Annotated in this window: 24 protein-coding genes; 15 read left to right on the top strand and 9 right to left on the bottom strand. The window is 61.9% G+C overall.

Annotation, left to right across the window (positions count from 1 at the left end; genetic code table 11):
* The first annotated feature begins 287 nt into the window (after positions 1-287).
* On the top strand, positions 288-644 hold the full coding sequence (yidD, locus tag ACPS74_RS14855) for a membrane protein insertion efficiency factor YidD (protein ID WP_029648698.1): 357 nt from the start codon (positions 288-290) through the stop codon (positions 642-644).
* Here the strand turns inward: yidD and ACPS74_RS14850 are convergent.
* The 3 genes from ACPS74_RS14850 to ACPS74_RS14840 all read right to left on the bottom strand — a co-directional run bounded on the left by ACPS74_RS14850 (position 641) and on the right by ACPS74_RS14840 (position 3,117).
* Complete coding sequence (locus ACPS74_RS14850; protein ID WP_029648699.1) at positions 641-1,210, bottom strand: L,D-transpeptidase; 570 nt, start codon at positions 1,208-1,210, stop codon at positions 641-643. The genes yidD and ACPS74_RS14850 overlap by 4 nt on opposite strands.
* Before the next feature lie 103 nt (positions 1,211-1,313).
* The gene (locus ACPS74_RS14845; protein ID WP_036241383.1) at positions 1,314-1,985 is read right to left on the bottom strand and encodes a phosphoribosyltransferase; all 672 of its coding nucleotides are present in this window, start codon (positions 1,983-1,985) and stop codon (positions 1,314-1,316) included.
* 7 nt (positions 1,986-1,992) lie between these two features.
* Positions 1,993-3,117, bottom strand: a complete 1,125-nt coding sequence (locus tag ACPS74_RS14840; protein ID WP_425622402.1) for a hypothetical protein — start codon at positions 3,115-3,117, stop codon at positions 1,993-1,995.
* Positions 3,118-3,330: 213 nt separating this feature from the next.
* Here ACPS74_RS14840 and ACPS74_RS14835 point away from each other — a divergent pair, with 213 nt between their 5' ends.
* The 3 genes from ACPS74_RS14835 (at position 3,331) to ACPS74_RS14825 (ending at position 5,944) form a co-directional block, all read left to right on the top strand.
* Positions 3,331-3,975: a dienelactone hydrolase family protein gene (locus ACPS74_RS14835; RefSeq protein WP_029648703.1), complete on the top strand. Its 645-nt coding sequence runs from the start codon at positions 3,331-3,333 to the stop codon at positions 3,973-3,975.
* A 61-nt stretch (positions 3,976-4,036) separates the two neighbouring features.
* Positions 4,037-5,053, top strand: coding sequence for a ribose-phosphate diphosphokinase (locus ACPS74_RS14830; protein WP_051381692.1), 1,017 nt, complete (start codon positions 4,037-4,039; stop codon positions 5,051-5,053).
* Between the two features lie 51 nt (positions 5,054-5,104).
* Positions 5,105-5,944, top strand: a complete 840-nt coding sequence (locus ACPS74_RS14825; protein WP_029648705.1) for a GNAT family N-acetyltransferase — start codon at positions 5,105-5,107, stop codon at positions 5,942-5,944.
* Here the strand turns inward: ACPS74_RS14825 and ACPS74_RS14820 are convergent.
* Together ACPS74_RS14820 and ACPS74_RS14815 are read right to left on the bottom strand one after the other, a co-directional pair.
* The gene (locus tag ACPS74_RS14820; protein WP_029648706.1) at positions 5,914-6,657 is read right to left on the bottom strand and encodes an SOS response-associated peptidase; all 744 of its coding nucleotides are present in this window, start codon (positions 6,655-6,657) and stop codon (positions 5,914-5,916) included. The genes ACPS74_RS14825 and ACPS74_RS14820 overlap by 31 nt on opposite strands.
* An 18-nt stretch (positions 6,658-6,675) precedes the next feature.
* Positions 6,676-6,960 (bottom strand): hypothetical protein, encoded by a 285-nt coding sequence (locus ACPS74_RS14815; protein ID WP_018407351.1) that lies wholly within the window; start codon positions 6,958-6,960, stop codon positions 6,676-6,678.
* 388 nt (positions 6,961-7,348) lie between these two features.
* Between ACPS74_RS14815 and ACPS74_RS14810 the strand changes: the two genes are divergently transcribed.
* The 3 genes from ACPS74_RS14810 to ACPS74_RS14800 are packed head-to-tail and all read left to right on the top strand — an operon-like array spanning position 7,349 to position 8,516.
* Entirely contained in the window at positions 7,349-7,591 is a 243-nt protein-coding gene (locus ACPS74_RS14810) for a hypothetical protein (RefSeq protein WP_029648708.1), read from the top strand.
* Positions 7,588-7,929 carry an antibiotic biosynthesis monooxygenase family protein gene (locus ACPS74_RS14805; protein ID WP_051381693.1) on the top strand — a complete coding sequence of 114 codons (342 nt, stop codon included), beginning with the start codon at positions 7,588-7,590 and terminating at the stop codon, positions 7,927-7,929. Before ACPS74_RS14810 ends, ACPS74_RS14805 begins: the two co-directional genes overlap by 4 nt.
* A 29-nt stretch (positions 7,930-7,958) precedes the next feature.
* Positions 7,959-8,516, top strand: a complete 558-nt coding sequence (locus tag ACPS74_RS14800; protein WP_029648710.1) for a peroxiredoxin — start codon at positions 7,959-7,961, stop codon at positions 8,514-8,516.
* Here the strand turns inward: ACPS74_RS14800 and ACPS74_RS14795 are convergent.
* Both ACPS74_RS14795 and ACPS74_RS14790 read right to left on the bottom strand, forming a co-directional pair.
* Complete coding sequence (locus tag ACPS74_RS14795; protein ID WP_029648712.1) at positions 8,500-9,456, bottom strand: dimethylarginine dimethylaminohydrolase family protein; 957 nt, start codon at positions 9,454-9,456, stop codon at positions 8,500-8,502. The two genes, ACPS74_RS14800 and ACPS74_RS14795, sit on opposite strands and share 17 nt — an antisense overlap.
* Positions 9,453-10,520 carry an ornithine cyclodeaminase gene (locus ACPS74_RS14790; protein ID WP_029648713.1) on the bottom strand — a complete coding sequence of 356 codons (1,068 nt, stop codon included), beginning with the start codon at positions 10,518-10,520 and terminating at the stop codon, positions 9,453-9,455. The genes ACPS74_RS14795 and ACPS74_RS14790 overlap by 4 nt, the downstream gene beginning before the upstream one ends.
* Before the next feature lie 132 nt (positions 10,521-10,652).
* Here ACPS74_RS14790 and ACPS74_RS14785 point away from each other — a divergent pair, with 132 nt between their 5' ends.
* Positions 10,653-11,069, top strand: a complete 417-nt coding sequence (locus ACPS74_RS14785; RefSeq protein ID WP_036241384.1) for an Lrp/AsnC family transcriptional regulator — start codon at positions 10,653-10,655, stop codon at positions 11,067-11,069.
* 61 nt (positions 11,070-11,130) lie between these two features.
* Here ACPS74_RS14785 and ACPS74_RS14780 read toward each other — a convergent pair whose 3' ends face one another.
* Positions 11,131-12,567 carry an ATP-binding protein gene (locus ACPS74_RS14780; protein ID WP_029648715.1) on the bottom strand — a complete coding sequence of 479 codons (1,437 nt, stop codon included), beginning with the start codon at positions 12,565-12,567 and terminating at the stop codon, positions 11,131-11,133.
* Positions 12,564-13,289 (bottom strand): response regulator, encoded by a 726-nt coding sequence (locus ACPS74_RS14775; protein WP_029648716.1) that lies wholly within the window; start codon positions 13,287-13,289, stop codon positions 12,564-12,566. Before ACPS74_RS14775 ends, ACPS74_RS14780 begins: the two co-directional genes overlap by 4 nt.
* 272 nt (positions 13,290-13,561) lie before the next feature.
* Between ACPS74_RS14775 and ACPS74_RS14770 the strand changes: the two genes are divergently transcribed.
* Genes ACPS74_RS14770 through ACPS74_RS14740 form a run of 7 tightly spaced genes read left to right on the top strand, consistent with a single transcriptional unit; the run spans position 13,562 to position 22,560 of the window.
* The gene (locus ACPS74_RS14770; RefSeq protein WP_029648717.1) at positions 13,562-15,382 is read left to right on the top strand and encodes a SulP family inorganic anion transporter; all 1,821 of its coding nucleotides are present in this window, start codon (positions 13,562-13,564) and stop codon (positions 15,380-15,382) included.
* Positions 15,383-15,442: 60 nt separating this feature from the next.
* Positions 15,443-17,440 (top strand): hydrogenase 4 subunit B, encoded by a 1,998-nt coding sequence (gene hyfB / locus ACPS74_RS14765; RefSeq protein ID WP_029648718.1) that lies wholly within the window; start codon positions 15,443-15,445, stop codon positions 17,438-17,440.
* Positions 17,437-18,390, top strand: a complete 954-nt coding sequence (locus tag ACPS74_RS14760) for a respiratory chain complex I subunit 1 family protein (RefSeq protein WP_029648719.1) — start codon at positions 17,437-17,439, stop codon at positions 18,388-18,390. The genes hyfB and ACPS74_RS14760 overlap by 4 nt, the downstream gene beginning before the upstream one ends.
* Positions 18,390-19,052: a hydrogenase-4 component E gene (locus ACPS74_RS14755; protein WP_029648720.1), complete on the top strand. Its 663-nt coding sequence runs from the start codon at positions 18,390-18,392 to the stop codon at positions 19,050-19,052. Before ACPS74_RS14760 ends, ACPS74_RS14755 begins: the two co-directional genes overlap by 1 nt.
* Positions 19,049-20,497: a hydrogenase 4 subunit F gene (locus ACPS74_RS14750; RefSeq protein WP_029648721.1), complete on the top strand. Its 1,449-nt coding sequence runs from the start codon at positions 19,049-19,051 to the stop codon at positions 20,495-20,497. The genes ACPS74_RS14755 and ACPS74_RS14750 overlap by 4 nt, the downstream gene beginning before the upstream one ends.
* 17 nt (positions 20,498-20,514) lie before the next feature.
* Positions 20,515-22,032, top strand: a complete 1,518-nt coding sequence (locus ACPS74_RS14745; protein ID WP_239754900.1) for an NADH-quinone oxidoreductase subunit C — start codon at positions 20,515-20,517, stop codon at positions 22,030-22,032.
* Between the two features lie 12 nt (positions 22,033-22,044).
* A complete protein-coding gene (locus ACPS74_RS14740; protein WP_029648723.1) occupies positions 22,045-22,560 on the top strand; it encodes an NADH-quinone oxidoreductase subunit B family protein in 516 nt (171 codons plus the stop codon).
* Positions 22,561-22,725 lie beyond the last annotated feature (165 nt).

The raw sequence follows: 22,725 nt of genomic DNA, 5'->3' as shown, positions 1-22,725 counted from the left end.
CACAATCCTTCCCAATTCCCTCCTGCGCGGCGATCAGGGCTTTGTCGTTGGCCATGTAGTATCGCTAGGCGACGATGGGGGCCTTCCGCCTTCACAATCTCGGCGCCGAGCGCATAAGGGGTCACCGCTCCATAGCCGTAAGGGTGGAAGAACGAGGCAAATGCGCTGCGTCGAACATTGCGGGCGATGCCGTTTGCTGCCCTCGATGCAAGCTAGCCGTCTCGCTCAGGCTCGGAAATGTATCACGCGCCCTTCAGATTCGCGTCCGGCGGAAATAGATTGCGTTTGTGCCTACCCTCCTTGCCCTGCTGCGATCCCTGCCCGCTCGCGCGGCGCGCGCGCTGATATTCGTCTACCGCGTCACCTTCTCGGCCTTCGCGGGACGCTTCTGCCGCTATGCGCCTAGCTGCTCGGAATACGCCGACGAAGCCATCGTCAAACATGGCTTTTGGGCTGGCGGCTGGATGGGGTTCGCGCGCATCTGCCGATGCCGTCCGGGCGGCGGCGCGGGTTTCGATCCCGTGCCCGAGGCTCTGCGCGCCGACGCCAGCCCGCTGACGCCCTGGCGCTACGGCGTCTGGCGCCAGCGCCCGGTCTGCGACGCCGTCGAGCCCGGAGACAAGGTGGACGCCGGGCACGCTTAATTGAGCACGACGACTTTCGTCCCGACCTTAACGCGACTGTAAAGATCGACGACGTCCTTGTTGGTCATGCGGATGCAGCCCGATGACACCGCGGCGCCGATCGTGTCCGGCTCGTTGGAGCCGTGAATGCGATATTGGCTCGAGCCGAGATAGAGCGCGCGCGCGCCAAGCGGATTTTCCATGCCGCCGGCCATATGGCGCGGCAAATCCGGTCTGCGTTTGAGCATCTGCGGCGGCGGACTCCAGTCCGGCCACTCCCGTTTGCGCGAAATCGTTTTTTCGCCGGACCAGGTGAAGCCCATTCGGCCGACGCCCACGCCATATTCAATCGCGCGTCCATCTCCGAGCACGTAATAGAGCCGACGGTCTTTGGTGGAGATGACGACCGTGCCGCGCTTGAATTCCGGATGGCGCCAATAGACGACCTGCCGCGGTATCGCCTGCTCGCGAAACACATTGAGGAAGTCGGCGAGCGGACCGCGATTGATCGGGCTCTCAAAAGCCTGCGCCGGGGCCGCCGTGAAAAGAAGCGCGGCAAAAATAATCGATCCGCTGTTTTGGCGCATGGTTGATCCCCTAAAAGCCGCGGACCGAGCTTTTTGGGCGATTATGGCTGATTTCGGGTCGCCGATATCGACGACATAGATCCAATACGCTGCGTTCGGCTGCTCAGATCGTCGCGTTCGACGCGCCCCCGGCCCTCTTGGCGCATCGGTTGAGGATTTCGATCACTTCATCATCGCTGATCTGGCGAAAATCACTGTAGAAAAAGCCTATCGCGCCGAACGCGCGAGGCGTCTCAAGACAGACAATCTCATCGACTTCAGCGCTAAGAGACTCCAGCGTATCTGGAGGCGCGACCGGCACGGCGAGCACAAGCTTTTTGGGCGCACGCGCGCGGACGGCGCGCAAGGCCGCGCGCGTCGTCGCGCCGGTGGCGACGCCGTCATCGACGACGATGGCGATGCGCCCTTTCGCCTCCGGTCGTTCACGACCTCCAAGATAGAGCCGACGGCGCCGCTCGATCTCCTCAAGCTCGCGCGCGCACACGTCCTCAAATTCTTGTTCGCTCACATTCGCCATGGCGATCACGTCCTCATTGCGCACGATCACCGGCGCGCCGCCATCCGCCACGGCGCCCATCGCCAGCTCCGGCTGGAAGGGCACGCCGATTTTCCTGACGAGCACGAGATCGAGCGGCGCCTTCAGCAAAACCGCGATCGGCTCGGCGACGGGCGCGCCGCCGCGCGGCAGAGCGAAGACGACAACATCCTCCCCCTTGAATGTCTCAAGCTCGGCGGCAAGGCGACGTCCAGCGTCGGTTCGGTCGTAAAAGGACATGGCGCCCTCACCTTTCTGTCGGGTCATCGGCGTCGAGCGCCGCTTGCGCAAGATCGAGATAGCGCGTCGCCAGCGGCTCCCACTTCCTTGGCTCGCGTGGCGATTCATCGAGAAGATGCGCCACAGACTGCCGCGCGCGCAGCACCGCGCGCCAAGCCGCGTAAAGCGACACCAGGCGTCGCGGGGGTTCGCAGGAGAGGCGCTGCGCCACTTTGTCGACGAGTTCGACGCCGAGCGCATTCGCGCCAAGCAGCGCACATTCGACGCCAAGATAGGCAAGCTCATCGAAGGGATCGACCTGGCGCAGTTCGGCGTTGAACTCCAGACAGTCGAATATGGCGATCGGGTCGCGAAAGCAGATATGCTCCGGGCGCAAGTCGCCATGCCCGTCGACGACCCGGCCCTGCAGCACGCGCTCTTGCAACTCTGATCGGCTGGCCGCCAGTCTTGCATCGAGAAGGTCGAGCAGAACGGGCGTGCGCCCATGATCGAGCGCGAAATCCCGCCGCGTCAGAACGTCTCGATTCTTTTCCTGCTCGCGAAAAAACCGCAGCGCATAGTCCTCGGCGCTGATCGAGGAGCGTTCAACGCCGCGATAGAACGCCGCCAAGGTGTCGCAGAGCGCGTCAATCTGCGCCGCGCTCAAGCGCTCTTCGGCGATCAGCCGATCGAGCATCGCGCCGCGCGGCAGGCGGCGCATCTCGACAAGCCAGTCGACGACCGCGCCATCGCCGCCAAGCGCCATGCCGCTCTCGGCGCTATAGGTCAGCTGCACGACGCCCAAATACGCGTCGGGCGCGAGTCGGCGGTTGAGGCGCACCTCCTCGCGACAATTGTGTTCGCGAGCATCGATCGTCGAGAAGTCGAGAAAGGGATAGCGAACCGGCTTCTTGAGCTTGTAGACCTTTTCGCCTGCCAGAAAGACATAGGACATATGCGTTTCCAGCACGGCCACCGACGCCGGAGCGTGCGCATAGGCGCCGGGCGCGCTGAGAAATCGAACCTTCTCGGCAGTTGAGGGCGAGCCCGTGTCGCCAATGGCGCTCGCTCCGCTATCGAGCATCGACTCCATCGCCGCGGTCGATTTGCTGCGCGCCGCGGCCTTCGACCAAGCCGTGACAGGCTGTCCCACGTTCAAAGCGAACTTCGAGCTTTTCGATCATGCGCATGATCCTCTCTTGCGCTCGGATGGCGGCTCAAGGCCCTGAAAATCGATCTGCCGCTGCGTTAGCGAGCCTCCCTAAGGGAATATGGCGAGGCCTGAGCGGTTTCTCCAGAAAGATTCATACTGCGACGCCATGTTGGACGCCATGTAGGCCGAAACGGCTAATTGCACGAGGTCCCGATGACGAGCGACTTTACGACCGCCGACGTCGCAATCGGCCCCCATCGATTGGAGGGATCGCTGTACCTGCCTCAATCGCCGCAGGGCCTTGTCATTTTCGCGCATGGCAGCGGCTCTTCGCGCTTCAGTCCGCGCAACAGATATGTCGCCGAGCGACTCGTCGCGCAGGGATTCGCCTGTTTGCTGTTCGACCTCCTCACCGCCGCGGAAGGCGAATTCCGGCGCAACGTCTTCGACATTGAACTGCTCGGCGCGCGCGTCGGCGAGGCGATCGACTGGACGAAGGACAGCGATATTGCTCGCTTGCCCATCGGGCTGTTCGGGGCGAGCACAGGCGCCGCCGCCGCGCTCGTCGCCGCGGCAGACGAACCACGCGTCGCCGCCGTCGTCTCGCGTGGCGGTCGGCCTGATCTTGGAGGCGACGCGCTGCGGCGGGTTCTAGCGCCAACATTGCTGATCGTCGGCGGACTGGACTATGGCGTGATTGAACTTAATCGCAGCGCGCAGCAGCTGCTCAAATGCCCCAACCGTCTCGACATCGTCCCCGGCGCCACCCATCTTTTCGAGGAGCCCGGCACATTGGAGAGCGTCGTCGAGCGCGCGGCCAAATGGTTTGTCGAATATCTTTGCGCGCCTCAGGCGTGACCCAAGAGTAACGCCCAAGAGTAACGCATGCCAAATTTTTCTTAGCGCAGAAGGTTTGAAAATGATGACGATGGCGCTGACCGAACCGCCGCGCGAAGCGGATAGCAGCCTTGCGCTATTCGCGCTCGGCGCCAGCATATCTTTTGGCGAAGACGTCGCACAATTGCTTGGCGCTGAGCTCGCGCCGCTGGAAGACCGCGAGTTCGAAGACGGCGAATATAAGATCCGGCCGCTCGAAAATGTGCGCGGCCGCGACTGTTACGTCGTTTTTACCCTAAATGGCGACGATGTCGCGAGCAGCGCCGACAAGCTCTGCAAACTGCTGTTCTTCATCGGCGCGCTGAAGGACGCGGGCGCTCAGCGCGTCACGGCCGTCACGCCTTATCTGTGCTTCGCGCGCAAGGACCGGCGCACCAAGCCCCGCGATCCGGTCACCACGCGCTATGTCGCGCAGCTGTTTGAAGCGCTTGGAACTGACCGTGTGGTCTGCGTCGACGTACACAACATCGCCGCTTTTCAGAACGCCTTTCGTTGCGAGACGGTTCACCTTGACGCTCAGGCGCTGTTTGCGCGTCATGTCCTGGCCAACATCGGGGACAGGCCTGTCGCCGTCGTTTCTCCCGATCTTGGCGGCGAGAAGCGCGCGGAGCTTTTTCGCTTGCGGCTTGAACGCATGCTGAAGCGGCCCGTGGCCAAGGCCTTCATGGATAAATACCGAAGCGAGGGCCACGTCGTTGGCGATATTTTCGCGGGCGACGTTAAGGATCGCACCGCGATCATCATCGACGACCTCATCGCCGGCGGCGGCACGGTGGCGCGCACCGCTGCGGCCTGCCGCGCCAATGGCGCGGCGCACGTCTGGGTCGCGGCGACCCACGGCGTCTTTTCCGAACAGGCGGCGTCCGCGCTAAAAAACGCGCCGATCGACCAGTTCATCATCACCGATACAACGCCGCTGCAACAGTCCGCGCTTGGCGATCGGCTGATGGTGGTCAGCGTCGCCGGTCTTTTGGCCGAAGCGATCCGACGCCTGCACGCAAATGGTTCGATCACGCAGCTTCTGGAGGACGGGCCCTAGCCGCTTAGCGCTCTGGTTGCTTCCGGCACAGAGTCGCGCCAAAAACCTCGCATGAACGTGGAAGACATCGTCATTCGCGAAATGTCCAAGAGCGAACTTGATCGCGCGCTCGATTGGGCCGCGGCCGAGGGCTGGAATCCCGGACTGTATGACGCGGAGAGTTTCTACGCCGTCGATCCGAAAGGGTTCTTTATCGCCGAACGCGCGGGCGAGCCCCTGGGCTGCGTCGCCGCCGTCGCCTATGACGACTCATTCGGCTATGTCGGGCTATTCATCGTTCGTCCGCCCTACCGTGGACAGGGCGTCGGCCTTCGGCTCTTGGACGTCGCACTGCAGCACGTGCAGGGCCGCAATGTCGGGCTCGACGCCGCGATCGACCTTCAGCAGACTTATGCGCGCTACGGATTCACATTCGCCTATCGCAACATACGTCATCGATGCGTCGGCGGCGGCGAAGCGCCACCCGACCTGACTGAATTGGCTGACGTCCCCTTCGACGAGATTGTGCGATATGACCAGACGGTCTTTCCGACGTCGCGACCGAATTTTCTTTCGCGCTGGATTGCTCAGCCGCGCAGCGCGGCGCTCGCCGTGGTGAAGCAAGGCCTTGCCGGCTATGGCGTGCTGCGCGCGTGCCGCGACGGCTACAAGATCGGGCCGCTGTTCGCGGATGATTCGCAAATCGCCGACGCGCTGTTTCAAGGCTTATGCGCGCGAGCTGCGGGCGCGCCGGTGTTTCTCGATACGCCCGAAGCAAATGCCGACGCCATCGCGCTTGCGCAGCGACGCCAGATGACCGCCGTGTTCGACACCGCGCGCATGTATACGGAAGGCGCGCCGCCGGGTCGTATCGACCGCTGCTACGGCGTCACGACCTTCGAACTCGGGTGATTCGCTTCGCCGGACAGGGCGCCGAGGCGATCGATAAGATCAGTGGCCGCGAGGCTCGGCGCGATCAGCGTCGGATCGTCGTCGGCTTCGCCTGAACGGTTGACGCGCGGCGACACGGTCCATTCCTGCAGAGCCTCGTCGGACGGCGCGCGTAGCAATGCCCCGGGATCCTCGCCTGTCATCCATGCGTTGGCGTCGCGCCAGTCGAGAATGACCGGCATGCGATCATGGAAACGGCGCATCCAGCCATTCGCTGGACCGACGATGATCGTCGCGGAGTCGATCGTCGCATCGCTTTCAATATCGCGACAGCTCTCGCACAAGCCGGCGAATGCGAGCGGGCGGCCGTCGGGCGCCGTGAAATAATGCGGATTCCTGGCGCCTTTCGCCCCGGTCCATTCATAGAAGCCCGACGCCGGGATGATGCAGCGCCGAGATGCGAAGGCCGAGCGGAACATCGGTTTTTCGGCGACCGTCTCGGCGCGCGCATTGAAGGTTGCAGGCAGTTCGCGCAGGGGCTTCTTCCACCAGGAGGGCGCAAAGCCCCAGCGCATCTGGACAAGTTCGTTTCCCGCCGGCGTCGGCCTGATGACTTCGATCATCGTCGTCGGCGCCACATTGTATCGGGGCTGCAGATTGCGCGGCTGGCCGATCAAATCGGCAAGCCGCTGGAGCTCTTCCCAGGAGAGATGCTGCGTGAAGCGCCCGCACATAGGCGAGATCGTCCTGTCTCAGTAGTAGTGCCGATGACGGCGGTAATAATATGGGCGCGGCGCCGTCGCGGCGCCAATGATCGCGCCGCCTGCTGCGCCGACCGCCGCTGTCGCGAGAGTCGGCCCGGCGAGTCCGCCTGAGGCAAGCGCGCCGATGCCGGCGCCGCCCAGACCGCCGATGACGCCGCCGCCGAGAGCGCGTTCCGCGGGCGTGTAGCAGCCATAAAGCGGCATTGAGGCCGTCAGAAGCGTCGCAAGGACGAGGGCTTTCTTGGCCCGGCGGGGCGTGGCGATGCTGTGCATTTTCATTCCCTTGTTCAAACTCTTCTCGCTGCGTTGGCGCTGAAGCCAAGCCTTCGCGGCGCATCGCCGAATGAACCCAGATTTGCGCCAGAACGATGGCCCTGTCGTGAAGCCACAGGCCGAACGATGGCCTTGGCGTGGTGGTCACAGCCGGGGCGCTCGATGACGACGCGCTTCCTTCTAACTGGAATATTTCGCAAGTAAGAACGCCGCGAACAGCGCTTTCTGAAAGACTTCCGATGAGTGATCAATTGTATTGACGCAGCAAGTCGCCTGTTAAATCTTTATACCATGCACGCGGCGCCGCTGAGACTTTCAGCATCGAACCCTCGAGCAAAAAATCAGGCGCGCAACCCCACGCGTGACGTTCCGTGCCCTCAAGGAGAGAATGATGTGCGATCTGGCGCGAGAGAGAAAACGCATTGATTCGATCCTCGCCGATGCGATGAACCAAAACTCGGTTCGACTGTCGATCGATGAAGTCGAACTCGCCGGCTATGGGCTTGCGGCGTTGCGCAGCCACTATGCGCTTTCCTGTCCGGATGAATGCATGCGCAAGAGATGTGACGAATTCGCTGCGCTCATCGCGTTGACGCGTCGTGCGCAGCAGCATGCGATGCATGCGCCATGAAATATTCGGCAACAGGAAAGAAGGAACGCGCGATGTTCATGGCCTCGAACCAGTTCAAGGTCGTCAAGGGCTGCGAAGCAACGTTCGAAACGGCTTGGCGAGAGACAAGCATCCGGCTGCGGGAAGCGGCCGGTCTCATCGGATTTCAATTCCATCGGGGGAAGGAGAGCGGTCCGCACGTGCTCTATTTCTCGGTGACCATGTGGGAGACGGAAGAGCGCTTCCTCGATTGGCGACGCGCTGAACTCTATGGGCTGCCGAACGGCGGCGCCGGACCGCGCTGCGCCTCGAGGCTGGAGGAATTCGACGCGACGGTCTCCAGAAGCAATCCGCAATAGGCGCCGACGGCGTTTTCTAGGAGAAAAACATGTTGGGAATTGGGGACAGCATACCGCCTTTCGTTGTGACTGGCGTCAAGCCGGGATTTAACGAGATCGAAGAAAACGGCGAGACAGCCTTCGAAACGCTCAGCGAGACGAGCTTCCCAGGCATGTGGAAAATCATCTTCTTCTATCCGAAAGACTTCACCTTCGTTTGTCCGACGGAAATCGCGGCCTTCGCGCGCTTGTCGAAGGATTTCGCCGAGCGCGACGCCGTCGTTCTCGGCGGCTCGAGCGACAATGAGTTCGTGAAGCTCGCCTGGCGGCGCGACCACCGTGACCTGAAGAGCTTGCCGATCTGGCAGTTCGCCGACTCGAAGGGCGATCTGATCGATGGCCTCGGCGTGCGCGCGCCTTCAGGCGTCGCCTATCGGGCCACCTTCGTCGTCGATCCTGGCAATGTCATTCAACATATCTATGCCACCAATCTCGACGTCGGCCGCGCGCCGGACGACACGCTGCGCGTCCTCGACGCCTTGCAGACCGGCGCGCTCTGCCCCTGTAGCCGGCCAGTCGGCGGAGACACGCTTATCCCCGCGGCATGACCTTGGACGCGGCGCCCGGCAACTGCAGCGTCAGACATTTCGCGGCGCCGCCCGCCTTCATGAATTCCGAAAGCGGCGTCACGACGGGCGTGAATCCCGCGTCGAGAAGGCGTGAGCGAAGATCGTCGGAACAGGCGTTGAGGAAAACGCGCCCGGCGACTTCTACAGCATTGCAGGCGAAGGAGAGCGCGTCTTTCTCGCCGACTTCGATCCGCTTCTCCACTGGCGCGATGGCTCGGATCGCTTCCCGCGACGCGATGTCAAAGGCATCCGGGTAATACATCAGCCAGCCGCCGCTCAGCGGGCAGAAGCAGGTGTCGAGATGATAGAAGCGCGGGTCTATGAGCCTCAGCGCGACGGCGCGACGGCCGAAGATTCTTTCAAGATGCTTGGGCGCTTCTTCGCCTGAGCGCCAGCCGTATCCGCACCAGACAATGCCCCGCGCGTGATCGAGGAGCGCGTCGCCGGCGCCCTCGAACGGAACGTTCTCCGGCCAGGGCGCGATTGAATAGCCTTGCGCTTCGAACCATTCACAAAACAGACGCTCCTCGGGCCGCCGTTCCTTGGCGTTGAAACGACTCACGACAGCCGTGTCGCCGATCGCAAGCCCGGCATTGGCGGTGAAGACCATATCCGGCAGGCCCGGCGTCGGCGCGACGAAGGCGATATCGCTATGCGCCGCCAGCTTGCCGCGCAAGTTCTCCCATTGCGCCTTCGCGCGCGGCAGCGCCGCTTGCCCAATCTGATTTTCCATCCATGGGTTGATGATGTAGTCCACGCCGAAATGGTCCGGCGCGCACATCAATAGCGCGCGACGCGCAGGGGCAGGCCGTGGCGGTGCAGCCGCGCGCGCGTCGCTTCGCGGCGCATCGCTCAACACAGCGGCTTCAGCGTCGAAGCTCGTCAGCGAATTCTCTGGCATTGAACGTCCGTCGATCATGCGGTCTGTTCCGTCCTTACGCGAGTTGCGACGTCTTCCTGCTCCGCGTCGAGCGGATGCAGCAGTGAGAACAGATCCTTCGGGTCTGCAGGTTCAGCGATCAGCTCGATCGTGCGGCCGACGCCCGTCTCCCGCGCAAGGTCGCGCAACAGGCGCAACACCGAAAAATCCTCGATGGCGAAACCGACGCTGTCGAAGATGGTGATCGCGTCTTTCGAGGTGCGCCCTGGTCGATGACCAGCCAGAATCTCCCGCAGTTCCGTCACCGGATGCGCCGGGCCGAGTTGCTGAATTTCGCCCTCGCTGCGCGTCTGCGGCGCATATTCGACGAATATCTGAGAGCGCAGCAGCAGGTCGCGCGCAAGTTCCGTCTTGCCAGGACAATCGCCGCCGACCGCATTGATGTGGGTTCCAGGCCCAACCATGTCGTCGGCCAGTATCGTGGCGAATTTCTTATCCGCCGTGATCGTCGTGATGATGTCCGCGCCGGATGCGGCGCTGCGCGCGTCGACGCACCGAATGATCGTCAGGCCGAAGTCGGCCATGTTGCGCTCGAACTTCTCGACGGCGTCAGGATCGACATCGAAGACGCGAAGCCGGTCAACGCCAAGAATGGCGTGAAAGGCGCACGCCTGAAACTCCGATTGGGCGCCAAGGCCGATCAGCGCCATTGTCTTGCTGTCGGGCCGGGCGAGATGCGCCGCCGCCAGAGCCGAGGTCGCGCCGGTTCGAAAGGCGGTGGCGAGCGTCATGTCGGCGATAAGCGTCGGATAGCCGGTTTCGACATCGGCGAGGGCCCCGAAGGCGACGACGGTCTGAAGGTTGAATTGTGTGTTGCCGGGATGACCGTTGACGAATTTAAAGGCGAAAGCCTCGCCGTCGCTCGTCGGCATCAGTTCAATGACGCCGCGCGGCGAATGGCTCGCGTAACGCGGCGACTTCTCGAACGCGTCCCAGCGCATAAAATCCTGACGCAGATAGTCGACGAGCAGCAACCAAAAGCGTCGCGCGCCCACTTCTCCAACGATGCGGGCGATATCTCGCGCGCTCAGAAACATCACCATGCTTTCTCCCATCGATCCATGTCGGGAGACTAGAACGCGTCGCCGCTAATCAAAATCGCCATATATTGTCGAAACGGCTCGAAATTTGTCATTTCGGTCATAGATATTGACTGTTTCAACAGAGGCGTGGGCATGGACGACCTCGACCACCGACTGATCGCGCTGCTGCGAACGGACGCGCGCGCCTCCTTGTCCCAGCTCGCCAAGGCGTTGGGCGTCTCGCGCGGGACGGTCCAGAACCGACTCGACAAGCTCATCGCGTCCGACGTGATCCTGGGCTTTACGGTTCGGCTGAAAAATCCTTCCGCTTCCGATCGCATCCGGGCGATCATGATGGTCGAAGTTTCCGGCAAGAATTCCCGTCGCGTCGCTCAGGCGCTGCGCGGGCTCCCGCAGATCCACACGCTTTACAGCACCAACGGGCCTTTCGACCTCATCGCGGAAATCGAGTGCGCCAATCTCGAGGAATTCGATCGGGTGCTGTCGGGCGTGAGGATGATCGAGGGGATCGCTCGAAGCGAGACAAGCCTGCTGCTTGCGCCCGCATGAACGCCGCCTGGCGCATCTCGCGCGCATGGGGGGCGCGCCAAAACGAACCGTCCGATATCGTTCAAATGAGCGCCGGCGCGGCCTTGGAGTCCGTCGGAAACGGCTTTTCGTCCCCTTCCACTGCGCGGGGCAGACAGACGCGCGCGATCAGCCCGTTGGGCTCCCGATCGAGCAGCGACACGGATCCGCCATGGTGCTCAACGAGCGAGCGCACAATCGATAGGCCGAGACCAAATCCGCTGTGCTCGTCAAGCGTTCGTCCCGGCTGACCGCGAACGAAGGGCTCAAATGCGGTGTTCTTGCCCTCCGCTGACATTCCCGGTCCGTCGTCGACGACGTCGACTTCGATGAGCGCTCCCGGGCCTTCCGCGATGTAGATGTCCACGGTCTTCGCGTGATGCGTCGCGTTTTCGACGAGATTGGTGAAAATACGTTGCACGTCACAAAGCGATCCGAAGACCATTTGGTGACCATCGCCATGGTAGGTCACATGATGCCCGAGGTCGCAGAACTCGTCGGCGACAGTTTGCAGAACGCTGTCGAGATCGACCAGGGAACAGTCGGACTTGTCGTCTCCTTCAGCGCGCAAATACTGCAGATTCTTGAACAGCATTGCGTCCATCAGATCGACGTCGCGCATCATTCGCTGCTGAAGGCTTTGATCTGACACAAACTCCGTTTTCAGCTTCAGGCGCGTGATAATTGTTCGCAAGTCATGACTCACCGCCGCAAGCACATGGGCGCGCGCGGCGATCATCTTGCTGATGCGCGCCTGCATGCGATTGAGCGAGCGGGTCAATTCGCGCACCTCGTGAGGACCTCGTTCGGGAAGCGGCGTCTTCGTATCGATGTCATTCGGAATCTGCTCGGCGTATTTCGCGAGTCGCTGCAGCGGCGCCATGATCGCGTTCAGCGCCCAGAAGACGAAGATCGCGGTGAATATGATGAAAGATAGCGCCGTTCGCGCTCCGGGAGTGACGATGATCGGTTCGTCCTCCGCGTGCTGCCAGAGCCACCGCCAGATTGAGCCAGGCGACTTTTGGTGCTGCGCGATCGAGATGGTCGCGTAGCCGCCCTTGCGCAGTTCGACGGCGAGAACGCCGTAGTCCCCTGGCGCCGAGCTGGCGACCTCGAACACGTCCGCGCCTTTCCACAAAAGCGAATCGATGTGACGGATCTCGTTATCGAAGGCCACGTCGCTTCCCCCCGAGGCGTCCGCCGCTGCTGGGCGAGTCTCCTGGATCTCGATATTGGCGTAGGGAACGGCAAGAGAAAGCTCTGAAACGATATTCGCTCTCTCTGCATTCGGCGCGACGTCCAGAGCGAGGATGATGCTCGCTATGAAATCGCCCTGATCGACAATGTGCCGCCGGCCGAACACATGGAACATGCCGATCACAATCGTTTGGAATGCGACGATGGACACAAGCATGAGCAGCGTGATTTGCACGGCCAGCTTGTTGAGCCGGAAACGCCAGGGAACGCGAGTTGAGTTCATGCGCGCGCCACGTGAGTGGAGAAAATATAGCCCTCGGAGCGAACCGTCTGGATGAACGAGGGCTTTTTTGGATCCGCTTCTATCTTCTGTCGAAGCCGGCTGATCAGCACGTCAATGCTCCGCTCAAAGGGCCCGGTCGTCGGGCCATGCGTCATGTTGATCAGTTGTTCGCGCGTCAACACCCGGTTGGGATTTTCGCACAAGGCATGCAACAGATCGAATTCGGCGCCCGTCATGGCCACTTTTATGCCGCACGGCGCGACGACCTCCCGCGCCAGCACATCCACACGCCAGCCCGAGAAAAGATACGATTGCCGTACAGCGCGCCCGTCGACGGCGTTCGCGTTCGGGCTTTCAGTTCGCCTTAAAACGGCGCGGATACGCGCCAGCAGCTCGCGCGAATTGAAAGGCTTGACGATGTAGTCATCGGCCCCGAGCTCCAGACCCAGTATTTTGTCGATGTCCTCCGACTGCGCCGTCAGTATGATTATGGGGATGCGTCTCTCGGATCGCACCCGCCGGCAGATCGACAAGCCGTCTTCGCCGGGAAGATTAAGGTCGAGGATCAGCAGGTCATAGGCTCCGGCGCTGAACGCAGCGTCCATTGCCTGGGCGTTTGCGGCCACCTGAGCCTGAATATCGTGCGCCGCGAGATAGAGCGAGATGAACTCGCCGATTTCGGCGTCATCCTCGACGATCAGAATTGAAATGGGAGGGGTCAAAGGGGACGCAATCGCTTTCGTTGGAGCTCACTGGAACTATGCGGAACCTAATAATGCAGTGTTTCTAGAGTGTTTCCATCAAAAAAAGGACGCCGTCCGGCGACGCTTCAGTAGCTCTTGTCGGATCTCGTCGGATTTGGGAAAAGAATCAGAAACAATCTCTGTGGTCTGAAAAACTGGAGAAACACCACAGCCACTGGCCTATCCTATGTTGCGGCCGAGCTACCCGGTTAGCGCCAAGGTTTCGACTGGCGCGATGGCAAGGACAACATATGAAAAGTAAGGCTCAGGCTGTCACGCACGACCTCGAAGCGAACCCGGCAGACGCGAACGCCTCTCAGCGCGCCGGATTGTCGGCGCAGGACGGATGGCTGGGCTTAGGCGGATCAGACGCAGATTTCGTCGGCGCGACAGGAACCAGTCACATCGCCGTGGACGACAATCACTCACGAGGGACGCTTCCACCAAGGTTCACGCCGAAGACCGGCCTCGCCGGATTGGCTCAAAATTGGCGCGCGGACGTTCTGTCCGGCTTTCTGGTCTTTCTTATCGCGCTGCCGCTCTGCCTTGGCATTTCGATGGCGTCGGGCTTTCCGCCGCAGGCGGGCATCATCACCGCCGTCGTCGGCGGACTGCTGGTGTCACGAATCAATGGCTCCTTCATCACCATCACCGGCCCGGCGGCGGGCCTCATCGTGGTCATTCTGGATTCTGTGCAGGCGCTCGGCGGCGGCGACGCCAAAGCCGGCTATCACTACACCTTGGCGGCGATCGTCTGCGCCAGCGTCATTCAGATGCTGATGGGCATCATGAAAGCCGGCAAGATGAGCGCCTTTTTTCCGTCCTCGGCCGTGCATGGCATGTTGGCGGCGATCGGCATCATCATTATGGCCAAGCAGATTCACGTCATGCTCGGCGTGAAGCCGGATGCGCAGACGCTGTTTGAGACGATCGGCGCGATCCCCGCCAGCCTTCGCGACATGAATCCCGAAGTCGCCATGATCGGCGGCATTGGGCTTTTGATCCTGATCGCCTGGTCGCTGGTGAAGAGTCGCCGACTAAAAATGATCCCGGCGCCGCTCGTCGTCGTCATCATCGGCATGGCGCTCGCGCAATATTACGATCTCGACGATGAACACATCTATCTCTTCCTGCCCGACACGCCGTTTCTGCCGCATCACGAATTCACGATCGGCCCGAAATTTCTGGTCTCGATTCCGCAGAACTTCCTGTCCGGCTTCGCCTTCCCGGATTTCTCGCTGATCGGCTCCAGCATGTTCTGGCAGCAGGTCTTCGCCATCTGTCTTGTTGGCAGCCTGGAGAGCCTGCTCAGCGCGGCGGCGGTCGATAAGCTCGATCCCTATAAGCGCACCTCAGATCTCAACCGCGACGTCGCGGCCGTCGGCTTCGGCAACATCATCTGCGGCCTTATTGGCGGTCTGCCGATGATCGCAGAAATCGTGCGCAGCTCCGCCAATGTGAATAACGGCGCGCGCACGGGGTGGGCGAATTTCTTCCACGGGTTGTTCCTGCTGATCTTCGTCGCGCTTTTCCCGAGGGTCATTCATGAGATCCCGCTTGCCTCGCTCGCGGCGCTGCTGGTGTTCACCGGCTACCGACTTGCGTCGCCGCTCGAGTTCAAGAAGACGCTGGCGATCGGCTGGGACCAGCTCACCGTTTTCGTGATCACCATCATCGGCGTCCTGGCGACCGATCTCTTGATCGGCGTCGCCATCGGCATCGCCGCCGAGTTCCTGTTCCACTTCTGGCGCAGCGTCAATTGGGCGCAGGTCTTCAAGTTGCGTCGCGACGTCGTGGAGACCGAACCCGGCGTCTATCAGGTCAAGATCGGCGGCGCCGCGTTTTTCGCCAATTACCTCGCGCTCAAGGGCGATCTCGCGAAGCTCCCAAAGGGCAAGACGGTGATCTTCGACCTCTCGGAGTCCTGGTGCGTCGATCATACGGTGATGGAGAACCTCCATCACTTTTGCGAGGACTATGAAGCAAACGGCGGCCACGCAGAGATTTGCGGACTGGATCATCACGTCGCGACGTCAAAGCATCCCCTCGCCCCGCGCAAGCGCAGCGTCTAGTCCGTAAAGTTCACGCAACGCGCGACCGACGACCGTCGCGTCGATTCGAAGGTGACACGTATGCCGCTCTACCTGGCGCTGACCTCTGTCAGCGCCCTGCTCGCCGTCAGCGCCTACGCCATCATTGACAGGCGGAACCATGACGTTAGCCGTAACGTCTACCGCCTTTGCATCGGCCTCTGCGGCGTCATCTTTCTCGCAGCGGTCATGCCAAGGGGCGCTCATGTCGTTTCCACGACTTTGCCGCTCGGACTGCCGTGGATCGGCATGCATGTTCGCATCGACGTCCTGACCGCCTTTTTCCTCGCCGTCGTCAATCTGGGCGGCGCGGCGGCGAGCGCCTATGCGATCGGCTATGGCGCGCATGAGAACGAGCCGATGCGCGTGCTGCCGTTCTATCCGGCTTTTCTGGCTGGCATGAACCTCGTCGTGCTGGCCGACGACGCCTTCACCTTTCTCGTCGCTTGGGAGTTCATGTCGCTTGCGTCATGGGCTCTCGTGCTGACGCATCATCATGAGGAGGAGAACAGGCACGCCGGCTTCGTCTATTTGTTGATGGCGAGCTTCGGCGGTTTTGCGCTGTTGATGGCGTTTGGCGTTCTCGGAGGCGTCGGCGGCGCTTATGACTTCGCCTCGATTCGCGAGTCGACTAAGGCGGGCTGGACCTCGGGCCTCGTCCTGGCCCTCGCCATTGTCGGGATGGGGTCCAAAGCCGGACTCGCGCCCTTGCATATCTGGCTGCCGCTCGCCCATCCGGCGGCGCCGAGCCATGTCTCGGCCCTGATGAGCGGCGTTATGACGAAGGTCGCCGTCTACGGCTTCATTCGCGTCGTGTTCGATTTGCTCGGGCCGCCGGCCTTCTGGTGGTCGGTCGAGCCGATGACCTTTGGCGCAGCGAGCGCGCTCATCGGCGTTCTCTTCGCGACGATACAGAGCGATCTGAAGAAGCTGCTCGCCTACAGCACCATCGAAAACATTGGCGTCATTTTCATCGCGCTCGGGCTTGCCTTGGCGTTCAAGGCCAATGGCATGGCGCTGCCGGCCGCCCTCGCCTTCACGGCCGCGCTCTTTCACGTTTTCAATCATTCGCTGTTCAAGAGCCTGCTGTTCTTTGGTGCCGGCGCGGTGCTGAACGCGAGCGGCGAAAGAAGCATCGAGCGCCTCGGCGGGCTCATTCGCTCCATGCCGAAAACGGCGTTCCTTTTTCTCGGCGGCTGCGTCGCCATCGCCGCCCTGCCGCCGCTGAACGGCTTCGTCTCGGAATGGCTGGTATTTCAGGCGATCCTGCTGAGCCCGTCGCTGCCGCAATGGACCGTGAAGCTCCTCGTTCCGGCGGTCGGCGTAGCGCTGGCGCTGAGCGCGGCGCTCGGCGCCGGCTGTTACATACGCGCCTATGGCGTCGCCTTTCTGGGACGCCCCCGCAGCGAAGCGGCGCGCAAGGCGCATGATCCAGATCGCTGGTCGCTCGGGACCATGGCGGTTTTGCTGACGCTCTGCCTCATCGCCGGTCTGCTGCCGAGCCTCCTCATCGACACGATCTCACCCGTGGCGAAAGATTTTGTCGGCGGCCGCATGCCGACCCAGGCTGAACTCTCCTGGCTCTCGATCGCGCCCGTCGCCGAAAGCCGCAGCTCCTACAATGGGCTCCTGGTCTTCGTGTTCATTCTCTTCTCCGCCTATTCGGCGAGATGGGTCATCCACAAATTCGGCACGGCGCGGTCGCGGCGCGCGCCGGCCTGGGACTGCGGCTACATCGAAACCAGTCCCATGACGCAATACACAGGCAGCAGCTTCGCGCAGCCGATCCGGCGCACCCTTGGCGTCATCGCCTTTTCGGTGCGGGAGCGCCTCGACATGCCCGCGCCTGGCGATACGCGGACCGCGCGCCTGAGCGTCGACATCAAGGATCGAATCTTCGACTATCTCTATGCGCCCCTCACGCGGGCGGTTGAGTCCTGCGCCACCGGGCTGAACATCCTCAGTCTCCTGACGATCCAGGAATATCTCGCGCTGGTTTTCGCGGCGCTCGTCTTCCTCCTGGTCCTGGTGGCGATATGACGCTTCTTTTCAACCTTATGGCCCAGAGCCTACAAATGCTTTTGGTGCTTGCGCTGGCGCCGCTGCTCATCGGCTTTGTTCGAAAGATGAAGGCGCGTCTCTTGCGCCGCAGAGGGCCGCCGATCATTCAACCCTGGCTCGATCTCATTCGGCTGCTGCGCAAGGAGGTCGTCCTCGCAGACAACGCGTCGTGGCTGTATCGCGCGGCGCCGTATCTGATCTTTGCGATGATCTGGGTCGCCGCATCGCTCGTGCCGACATTCGCCACGGGACTGACGTTCAGCTGGTCGGCCGATCTCATCGCCATCATCGCCCTGCTCGGCAGCGCCCGCTTCTTCCTTGCTCTCGCCGGCATGGACATTGGAACGAGTTTTGGCGGCATCGGCTCCAGCCGCGAGGCGATGTTCGGCTCGCTCGCGGAGCCGGCGATGATGATGATCGTCTTCACCGTCTCCTTCGTCGCCGGAACGACGCAGCTCTCTGAAATTGCGGCTTACATGGTCGCGAATATGGAATTACGCGCCTCCGTCGGCATGGCGCTCGTCGCGCTCCTCATCGTCGCCATCGCAGAGAATGGACGGATTCCCGTCGACAATCCGGCGACGCATCTCGAGCTGACGATGGTGCATGAGGCGATGGTTCTCGAATATTCCGGGCGCTATCTCGCGCTCATTGAACTCGCCTCGGCGCTCAAACTGCTCCTTTATCTCTCGCTCATCGCCTGCGTCTTTTTCCCGGTTGGACTCGCGTCGCATGATGCGGGCGCGGAGGCGATGATGATCGGCCTTGGCGCTTACGTCCTCAAGCTGGCGATCGGCGGCGGCGCGCTCGCGCTGTTTGAGACATCCACGGCCAAGATGCGCATCTTCCGCGTGCCGGACTTTCTCGGCGCCGGGCTGATGCTCGGCCTCCTCGCGACGCTGCTCGTTTTCGTGACACGGAGCCTCTGATGGAGCTTCTGACAATCGACATCGCCCATGTGCTGGCGGGCGCGCTCCTGCTGACGAGCTTCATGCTGCTGTATCAGGACAGACTGTCGGGACTGATCAATATCTACACGCTCCACGCCGTCATTCTGTCTCTGTCGGTCGCCTGGCAGGCCTATTACCAGGATGCACATCATCTCTATCTCACGGCCGCCATCGCGGCGATCTTCAAGGCGCTGATCATTCCGTTCAGCCTCCGCGGCATCATCAAGCGCTTGCGCATCCACCGCACCGTGGAGGTCGTTGGCGGCGTCGGCATAACCATGCTCATCGGCATATTTCTCGTGGCGCTGTCGCTCGTCGTCATGCTGCCGGCGACCGCCTCCGCTGATCCGCTGTCGCGCGAGGACATCGCATTCGCCTTGGCGATCGTGCTGCTGGGGCTGTTGATGATGGTGACGCGACGCAACGTCGTGAGCCAGATCATCGGTTTCATGTCGCTGGAAAATGGTCTGGTGCTGGCGGCGGCAGGGGCGAACGGCATGCCGCTCGTCGTTGAGATCAGCGTCGCCTTTTCCATTCTCATCGCCTTCATCGTGATCGGCATCTTCCTGTTTCGCATCCGCGAGCGATTCGACAACGTCGACCTTTCTGAACTCGATCGCGTACGCGGAGGACGTTCATGAGTTCCGATCTCTTCATGGTCTCGAACGCGTTAGTGGGCATTCCCGCCGCCGCGGCCATCGCCGTCGCGCTCGAACCGGCCTACCGACGCTCAGCGATTATCAACCTCTGCGCCTCCGGCGCGACGTTTCTCTTCGCGCTTGTGCTTCTCGTCGTCGAACCCGAACGCGGCGGCTATCTCTTCGTCGACGACCTCAACATCGTCTTTATTGTGCTCTCGACCTTCATCGGCTTCACCACGAGCGTCTATAGCGCGAGCTATATCGACCATGAGATTGAAACTGGCCGGCTGACCACGAGAAACGTCCGCTTCTATCACGCGATGTATCAGTCGCTGATGTGCGCGATGAATCTGGCGCTGCTCGCCAGCAACATCGGCCTCATGTGGGTCGCGGTCGAAGTCGCGACCCTGACAACCGTGTTGATGGTCGGCATGTACCGCACGCCACACGCGCTCGAGGCCGCTTGGAAATATTTTATTCTCGGCAGCGTCGGGATCGCGCTGGCGCTCTTTGGCACAATCCTCATTTACATGGCGGCCGAGCCGGTTCTGGGACAGGGGTACGACGCCATGGTCTGGACGACGCTGATGCAGCAAGCGCCGCAGTTCAATCCCCGGATGCTCAACGTCGCCTTCGTGTTTCTGATGCTCGGCTACGGCACCAAGGTTGGGTTGGCGCCGATGCACGCCTGGCTTCCGGATGCGCATGCGGAAGGCCCGACGCCGATCTCGGCGGTCTTATCCGGCCTCCTTCTGAATGTCGCGCTTTATGCGGTGCTGCGGTTCAAGATGCTGCTGACGGCGAATGCGGCGGCGATTACGCCAGGCCCGCTGATGATCACGCTCGGCCTTGCATCGCTCATCATGGCGGCCTTCATGCTTTACCGCCGCGGCGACATCAAGCGGCTGTTCGCCTACTCCTCCATCGAGCACATGGGCATTATCGCCTTCGCCTTTGGCATGGGCGGACCGCTCGCCAACTTCGCCGGTCTGCTGCACATGACGATGCACAGCCTGACGAAGTCCGCGATCTTCTTCTCGGTCGGTCACATCGCGCAGGTCAAGGGCACGCAGAGAATCGCCGACATCCGAGGGCTGACGCAGAGCCAACCGGCGCTCGGCTGGTCCCTCGTCGCTGGCGTCGTCGCAATCATCGGTCTGCCGCCGCTCGGCATCTTCATGAGCGAATTTCTCGTCGTGAGTTCGACCTTCGCACGCCAGCCCCTCCTCGCTATTCCACTGGTCTTCGGCCTCCTGCTGGCCTTTGGCGCTTTGCTGTTGCGACTCACCGGAATGGCGTTCGGCGAGCCGAGCCGCGACCAAGGCGAGGTGAAGGCTTCGATGTGGCCTGTCTACGCGCATCTCTCGCTTGTGCTGCTGGCGGGAATCTACCTTCCCTCTCACGTCGTGACCTGGTTCCAGAACGTCGCGCGGCTCTTGGGTTGAGTTCAAAGGATGAAAAGATGAACTTCGCCAGCAAACAGATAGAGGCCCAGCCGTCGCCGCCGACGTGCCTGCCCTGGCCGCGTGAGATCGTCGACAGAGCTGGTTGGCTCGCTTTCGCCGAAAGTCTTGCGAGAGGCGAGCGCGAACTCCTCAGCCTGTGGGGCGAACCTGCGAGCCTTCACATGGCGGTGCTCGAAGAGCGGGAGCCGCGCCTGCGCATCATCACATTGGAGTGCCCTGAAGGCTCCTTTCCATCCGTCGGGCGATTGCATCCGCCGGCGTCGAGGCTCGAGCGCGCGATCCGCGATCTTTATGGGCTGCGGGCCGAAAACCCGCCCGATGAGCGGCCCTGGCTCGATCATGGCCGCTGGGGCGTGCGTCATCCCTGCAACGACCCCGAAAAGATCGACTCCGCCAGTGACAGCTACACGTTCCTTCCCGCAGAAGGCGAACCGCTCCACCAGATACCGGTCGGACCCGTGCACGCCGGCATTATCGAGCCGGGTCACTTTCGTTTCTCGGCCAATGGCGAAACCGTCGTGCGGCTTGAGGAGCGGTTTGGCTTTGTGCACAAGGGCGTCGATCAACTGATGGCCGGCGCCTCGATCGAGCGCGCCGCGCGTCTCGCGGCGCGCGTGTCCGGCGACAGCACTGTCGCCTATAGCCTCGCCTTTTCGCAGGCGGTCGAGGCGGCGTTCGACGTCAATGTTCCGCCGCGCGCGACATATCTGCGCGCGTTGATGGCCGAACTGGAACGCCTCGCCAATCATTTCGGCGATATCGGCGCCATCTGTAACGACGCGGCCTTCGCATTGATGCATGCGCAATGCGGCATCGTCCGCGAACGCATCTTGAGAGAAGCGGCAAATTGCTTCGGACACCGCCTGATGATGGATCGCATCGCGCCGGGAGGCGTCGTCGTCGATCTGGAGCGAGAGAACGTCACGGCGCTCTTCAAGCTGATCGAGTGGATCGAGCTGATGACTCCCCGGTTCATCGCGCTCTTCGGCGACACGACGTCGCTGCAGGATCGGACCGTCGGAACAGGCTTCGTCAGCGAAGAGCTTGCCAAGCAATATGCATGCGGCGGCTATGTTGGACGCGCCTCGGGCCGGGAGTTCGACGCACGCAAGGCGATCGGTTACGCCCCCTACCCGCAGCTGACGTTCGAGATCGGCGCCTCGAAGGAAGGCGACGTCGATGCGCGCGTCTGGGTCCGGTTCGACGAAATCAAAGCCTCCCTCAAAATCGTCAGACAGATTCTCGACGAAATGCCGGAGGGGCCGATCATCGCCGCCTGGGCGCTGCCGGAAGACTGGACGCGCGAAGGCGCCGCGCTCGTCGAAGGCTTCCGCGGCGATATATTCGTCTGGCTGCGCATGCGCGCTGACGGCGTGGTGCAGCGCTGTCATTTGCGCGATCCGTCCTGGTTCCAGTGGCCGCTGCTCGAAGCGGCCATCAAGGACAACATCGTCGCCGACTTCCCCCTCTGCAACAAATCCTTCAACTGTTCCTACTCGGGGCATGATCTTTAGGACACGCGCGCGATGCAGAAATTCTTGCTTCAGGGCTTGCTCCGCCGCGCTCTGACCGAACAGGCCCCCATTCCGAATCCGACGTCGGTCGCGGAACTTGGCTACACGCTGGGACGCGCCGCGCGCCAGAAACTTGGCCGCAGTCTGTCGATCCGCGAAGTCGACGCGGGCTCCTGTAATGGCTGCGAACTGGAGATCCACGCGCTCAACAACGCGTATTACGATCTCGAAAGATTCGGCCTGCGTTTTGTCGCGTCGCCGCGCCATGCCGACGTCTTGCTTGTCACCGGTCCGGTGACGAAAAACATGCGCGAAGCGCTTGAGCGAACCTATGTGGCGACGCCGGATCCAAAATGGGTGATCGCCGTCGGCGACTGCGCTTTTGACGGCGGCGTTTATTGCGAAAGCTACGCATGCGTGGGCGCCGTCGCGAAAGTCATTCCCGTCGATCTTCACATTCGCGGCTGTCCGCCTGATCCGACGACGCTGCTCAAAGGGCTGATCGCCTTCGTTGAAACGATGAGCTGACGACTCGGCCGAGGCCTCCTTGCCCCTCGAATGTGGTGACGTGCTGTCACTCGGCCGATTCTCGAAATGCGCGAGCAATATTTCCTCGCAAAGAGAAAAACTCGGGAAAAACCTACGTACGAAAACTTGGCTAGAACGGAAGCGTGCTTAGCGCTTCGCATATGC

It is taken from the genome of Methylocystis sp. SB2, assembly GCF_049817085.1.
GTDB classification, from domain to species: domain Bacteria; phylum Pseudomonadota; class Alphaproteobacteria; order Rhizobiales; family Beijerinckiaceae; genus Methylocystis; species Methylocystis rosea.
Note: the sequence above shows the minus strand (reverse complement) of the source record. Positions and strands in the feature narration are given on the sequence as shown.

Coding starts and splice junctions, on each gene's coding strand:
- ACPS74_RS14770 (WP_029648717.1), top strand. CDS start 13,562: ATGAAAAGTAAGGCTCAGGCTGTCACGCACGACCTCGAAGCGAACCCG.
- hyfB (WP_029648718.1), top strand. CDS start 15,443: ATGCCGCTCTACCTGGCGCTGACCTCTGTCAGCGCCCTGCTCGCCGTC.
- ACPS74_RS14825 (WP_029648705.1), top strand. CDS start 5,105: ATGAACGTGGAAGACATCGTCATTCGCGAAATGTCCAAGAGCGAACTT.
- ACPS74_RS14755 (WP_029648720.1), top strand. CDS start 18,390: ATGGAGCTTCTGACAATCGACATCGCCCATGTGCTGGCGGGCGCGCTC.
- ACPS74_RS14790 (WP_029648713.1), bottom strand. CDS start 10,520: ATGGTGATGTTTCTGAGCGCGCGAGATATCGCCCGCATCGTTGGAGAA.
- ACPS74_RS14800 (WP_029648710.1), top strand. CDS start 7,959: ATGTTGGGAATTGGGGACAGCATACCGCCTTTCGTTGTGACTGGCGTC.
- ACPS74_RS14830 (WP_051381692.1), top strand. CDS start 4,037: ATGATGACGATGGCGCTGACCGAACCGCCGCGCGAAGCGGATAGCAGC.
- ACPS74_RS14745 (WP_239754900.1), top strand. CDS start 20,515: ATGAACTTCGCCAGCAAACAGATAGAGGCCCAGCCGTCGCCGCCGACG.
- ACPS74_RS14750 (WP_029648721.1), top strand. CDS start 19,049: ATGAGTTCCGATCTCTTCATGGTCTCGAACGCGTTAGTGGGCATTCCC.
- ACPS74_RS14740 (WP_029648723.1), top strand. CDS start 22,045: ATGCAGAAATTCTTGCTTCAGGGCTTGCTCCGCCGCGCTCTGACCGAA.
- ACPS74_RS14850 (WP_029648699.1), bottom strand. CDS start 1,210: ATGCGCCAAAACAGCGGATCGATTATTTTTGCCGCGCTTCTTTTCACG.
- ACPS74_RS14805 (WP_051381693.1), top strand. CDS start 7,588: ATGAAATATTCGGCAACAGGAAAGAAGGAACGCGCGATGTTCATGGCC.
- ACPS74_RS14810 (WP_029648708.1), top strand. CDS start 7,349: ATGATGTGCGATCTGGCGCGAGAGAGAAAACGCATTGATTCGATCCTC.
- ACPS74_RS14835 (WP_029648703.1), top strand. CDS start 3,331: ATGACGAGCGACTTTACGACCGCCGACGTCGCAATCGGCCCCCATCGA.
- ACPS74_RS14795 (WP_029648712.1), bottom strand. CDS start 9,456: ATGATCGACGGACGTTCAATGCCAGAGAATTCGCTGACGAGCTTCGAC.
- ACPS74_RS14845 (WP_036241383.1), bottom strand. CDS start 1,985: ATGTCCTTTTACGACCGAACCGACGCTGGACGTCGCCTTGCCGCCGAG.
- ACPS74_RS14785 (WP_036241384.1), top strand. CDS start 10,653: ATGGACGACCTCGACCACCGACTGATCGCGCTGCTGCGAACGGACGCG.
- ACPS74_RS14820 (WP_029648706.1), bottom strand. CDS start 6,657: ATGTGCGGGCGCTTCACGCAGCATCTCTCCTGGGAAGAGCTCCAGCGG.
- ACPS74_RS14815 (WP_018407351.1), bottom strand. CDS start 6,960: ATGCACAGCATCGCCACGCCCCGCCGGGCCAAGAAAGCCCTCGTCCTT.
- ACPS74_RS14760 (WP_029648719.1), top strand. CDS start 17,437: ATGACGCTTCTTTTCAACCTTATGGCCCAGAGCCTACAAATGCTTTTG.
- ACPS74_RS14780 (WP_029648715.1), bottom strand. CDS start 12,567: ATGAACTCAACTCGCGTTCCCTGGCGTTTCCGGCTCAACAAGCTGGCC.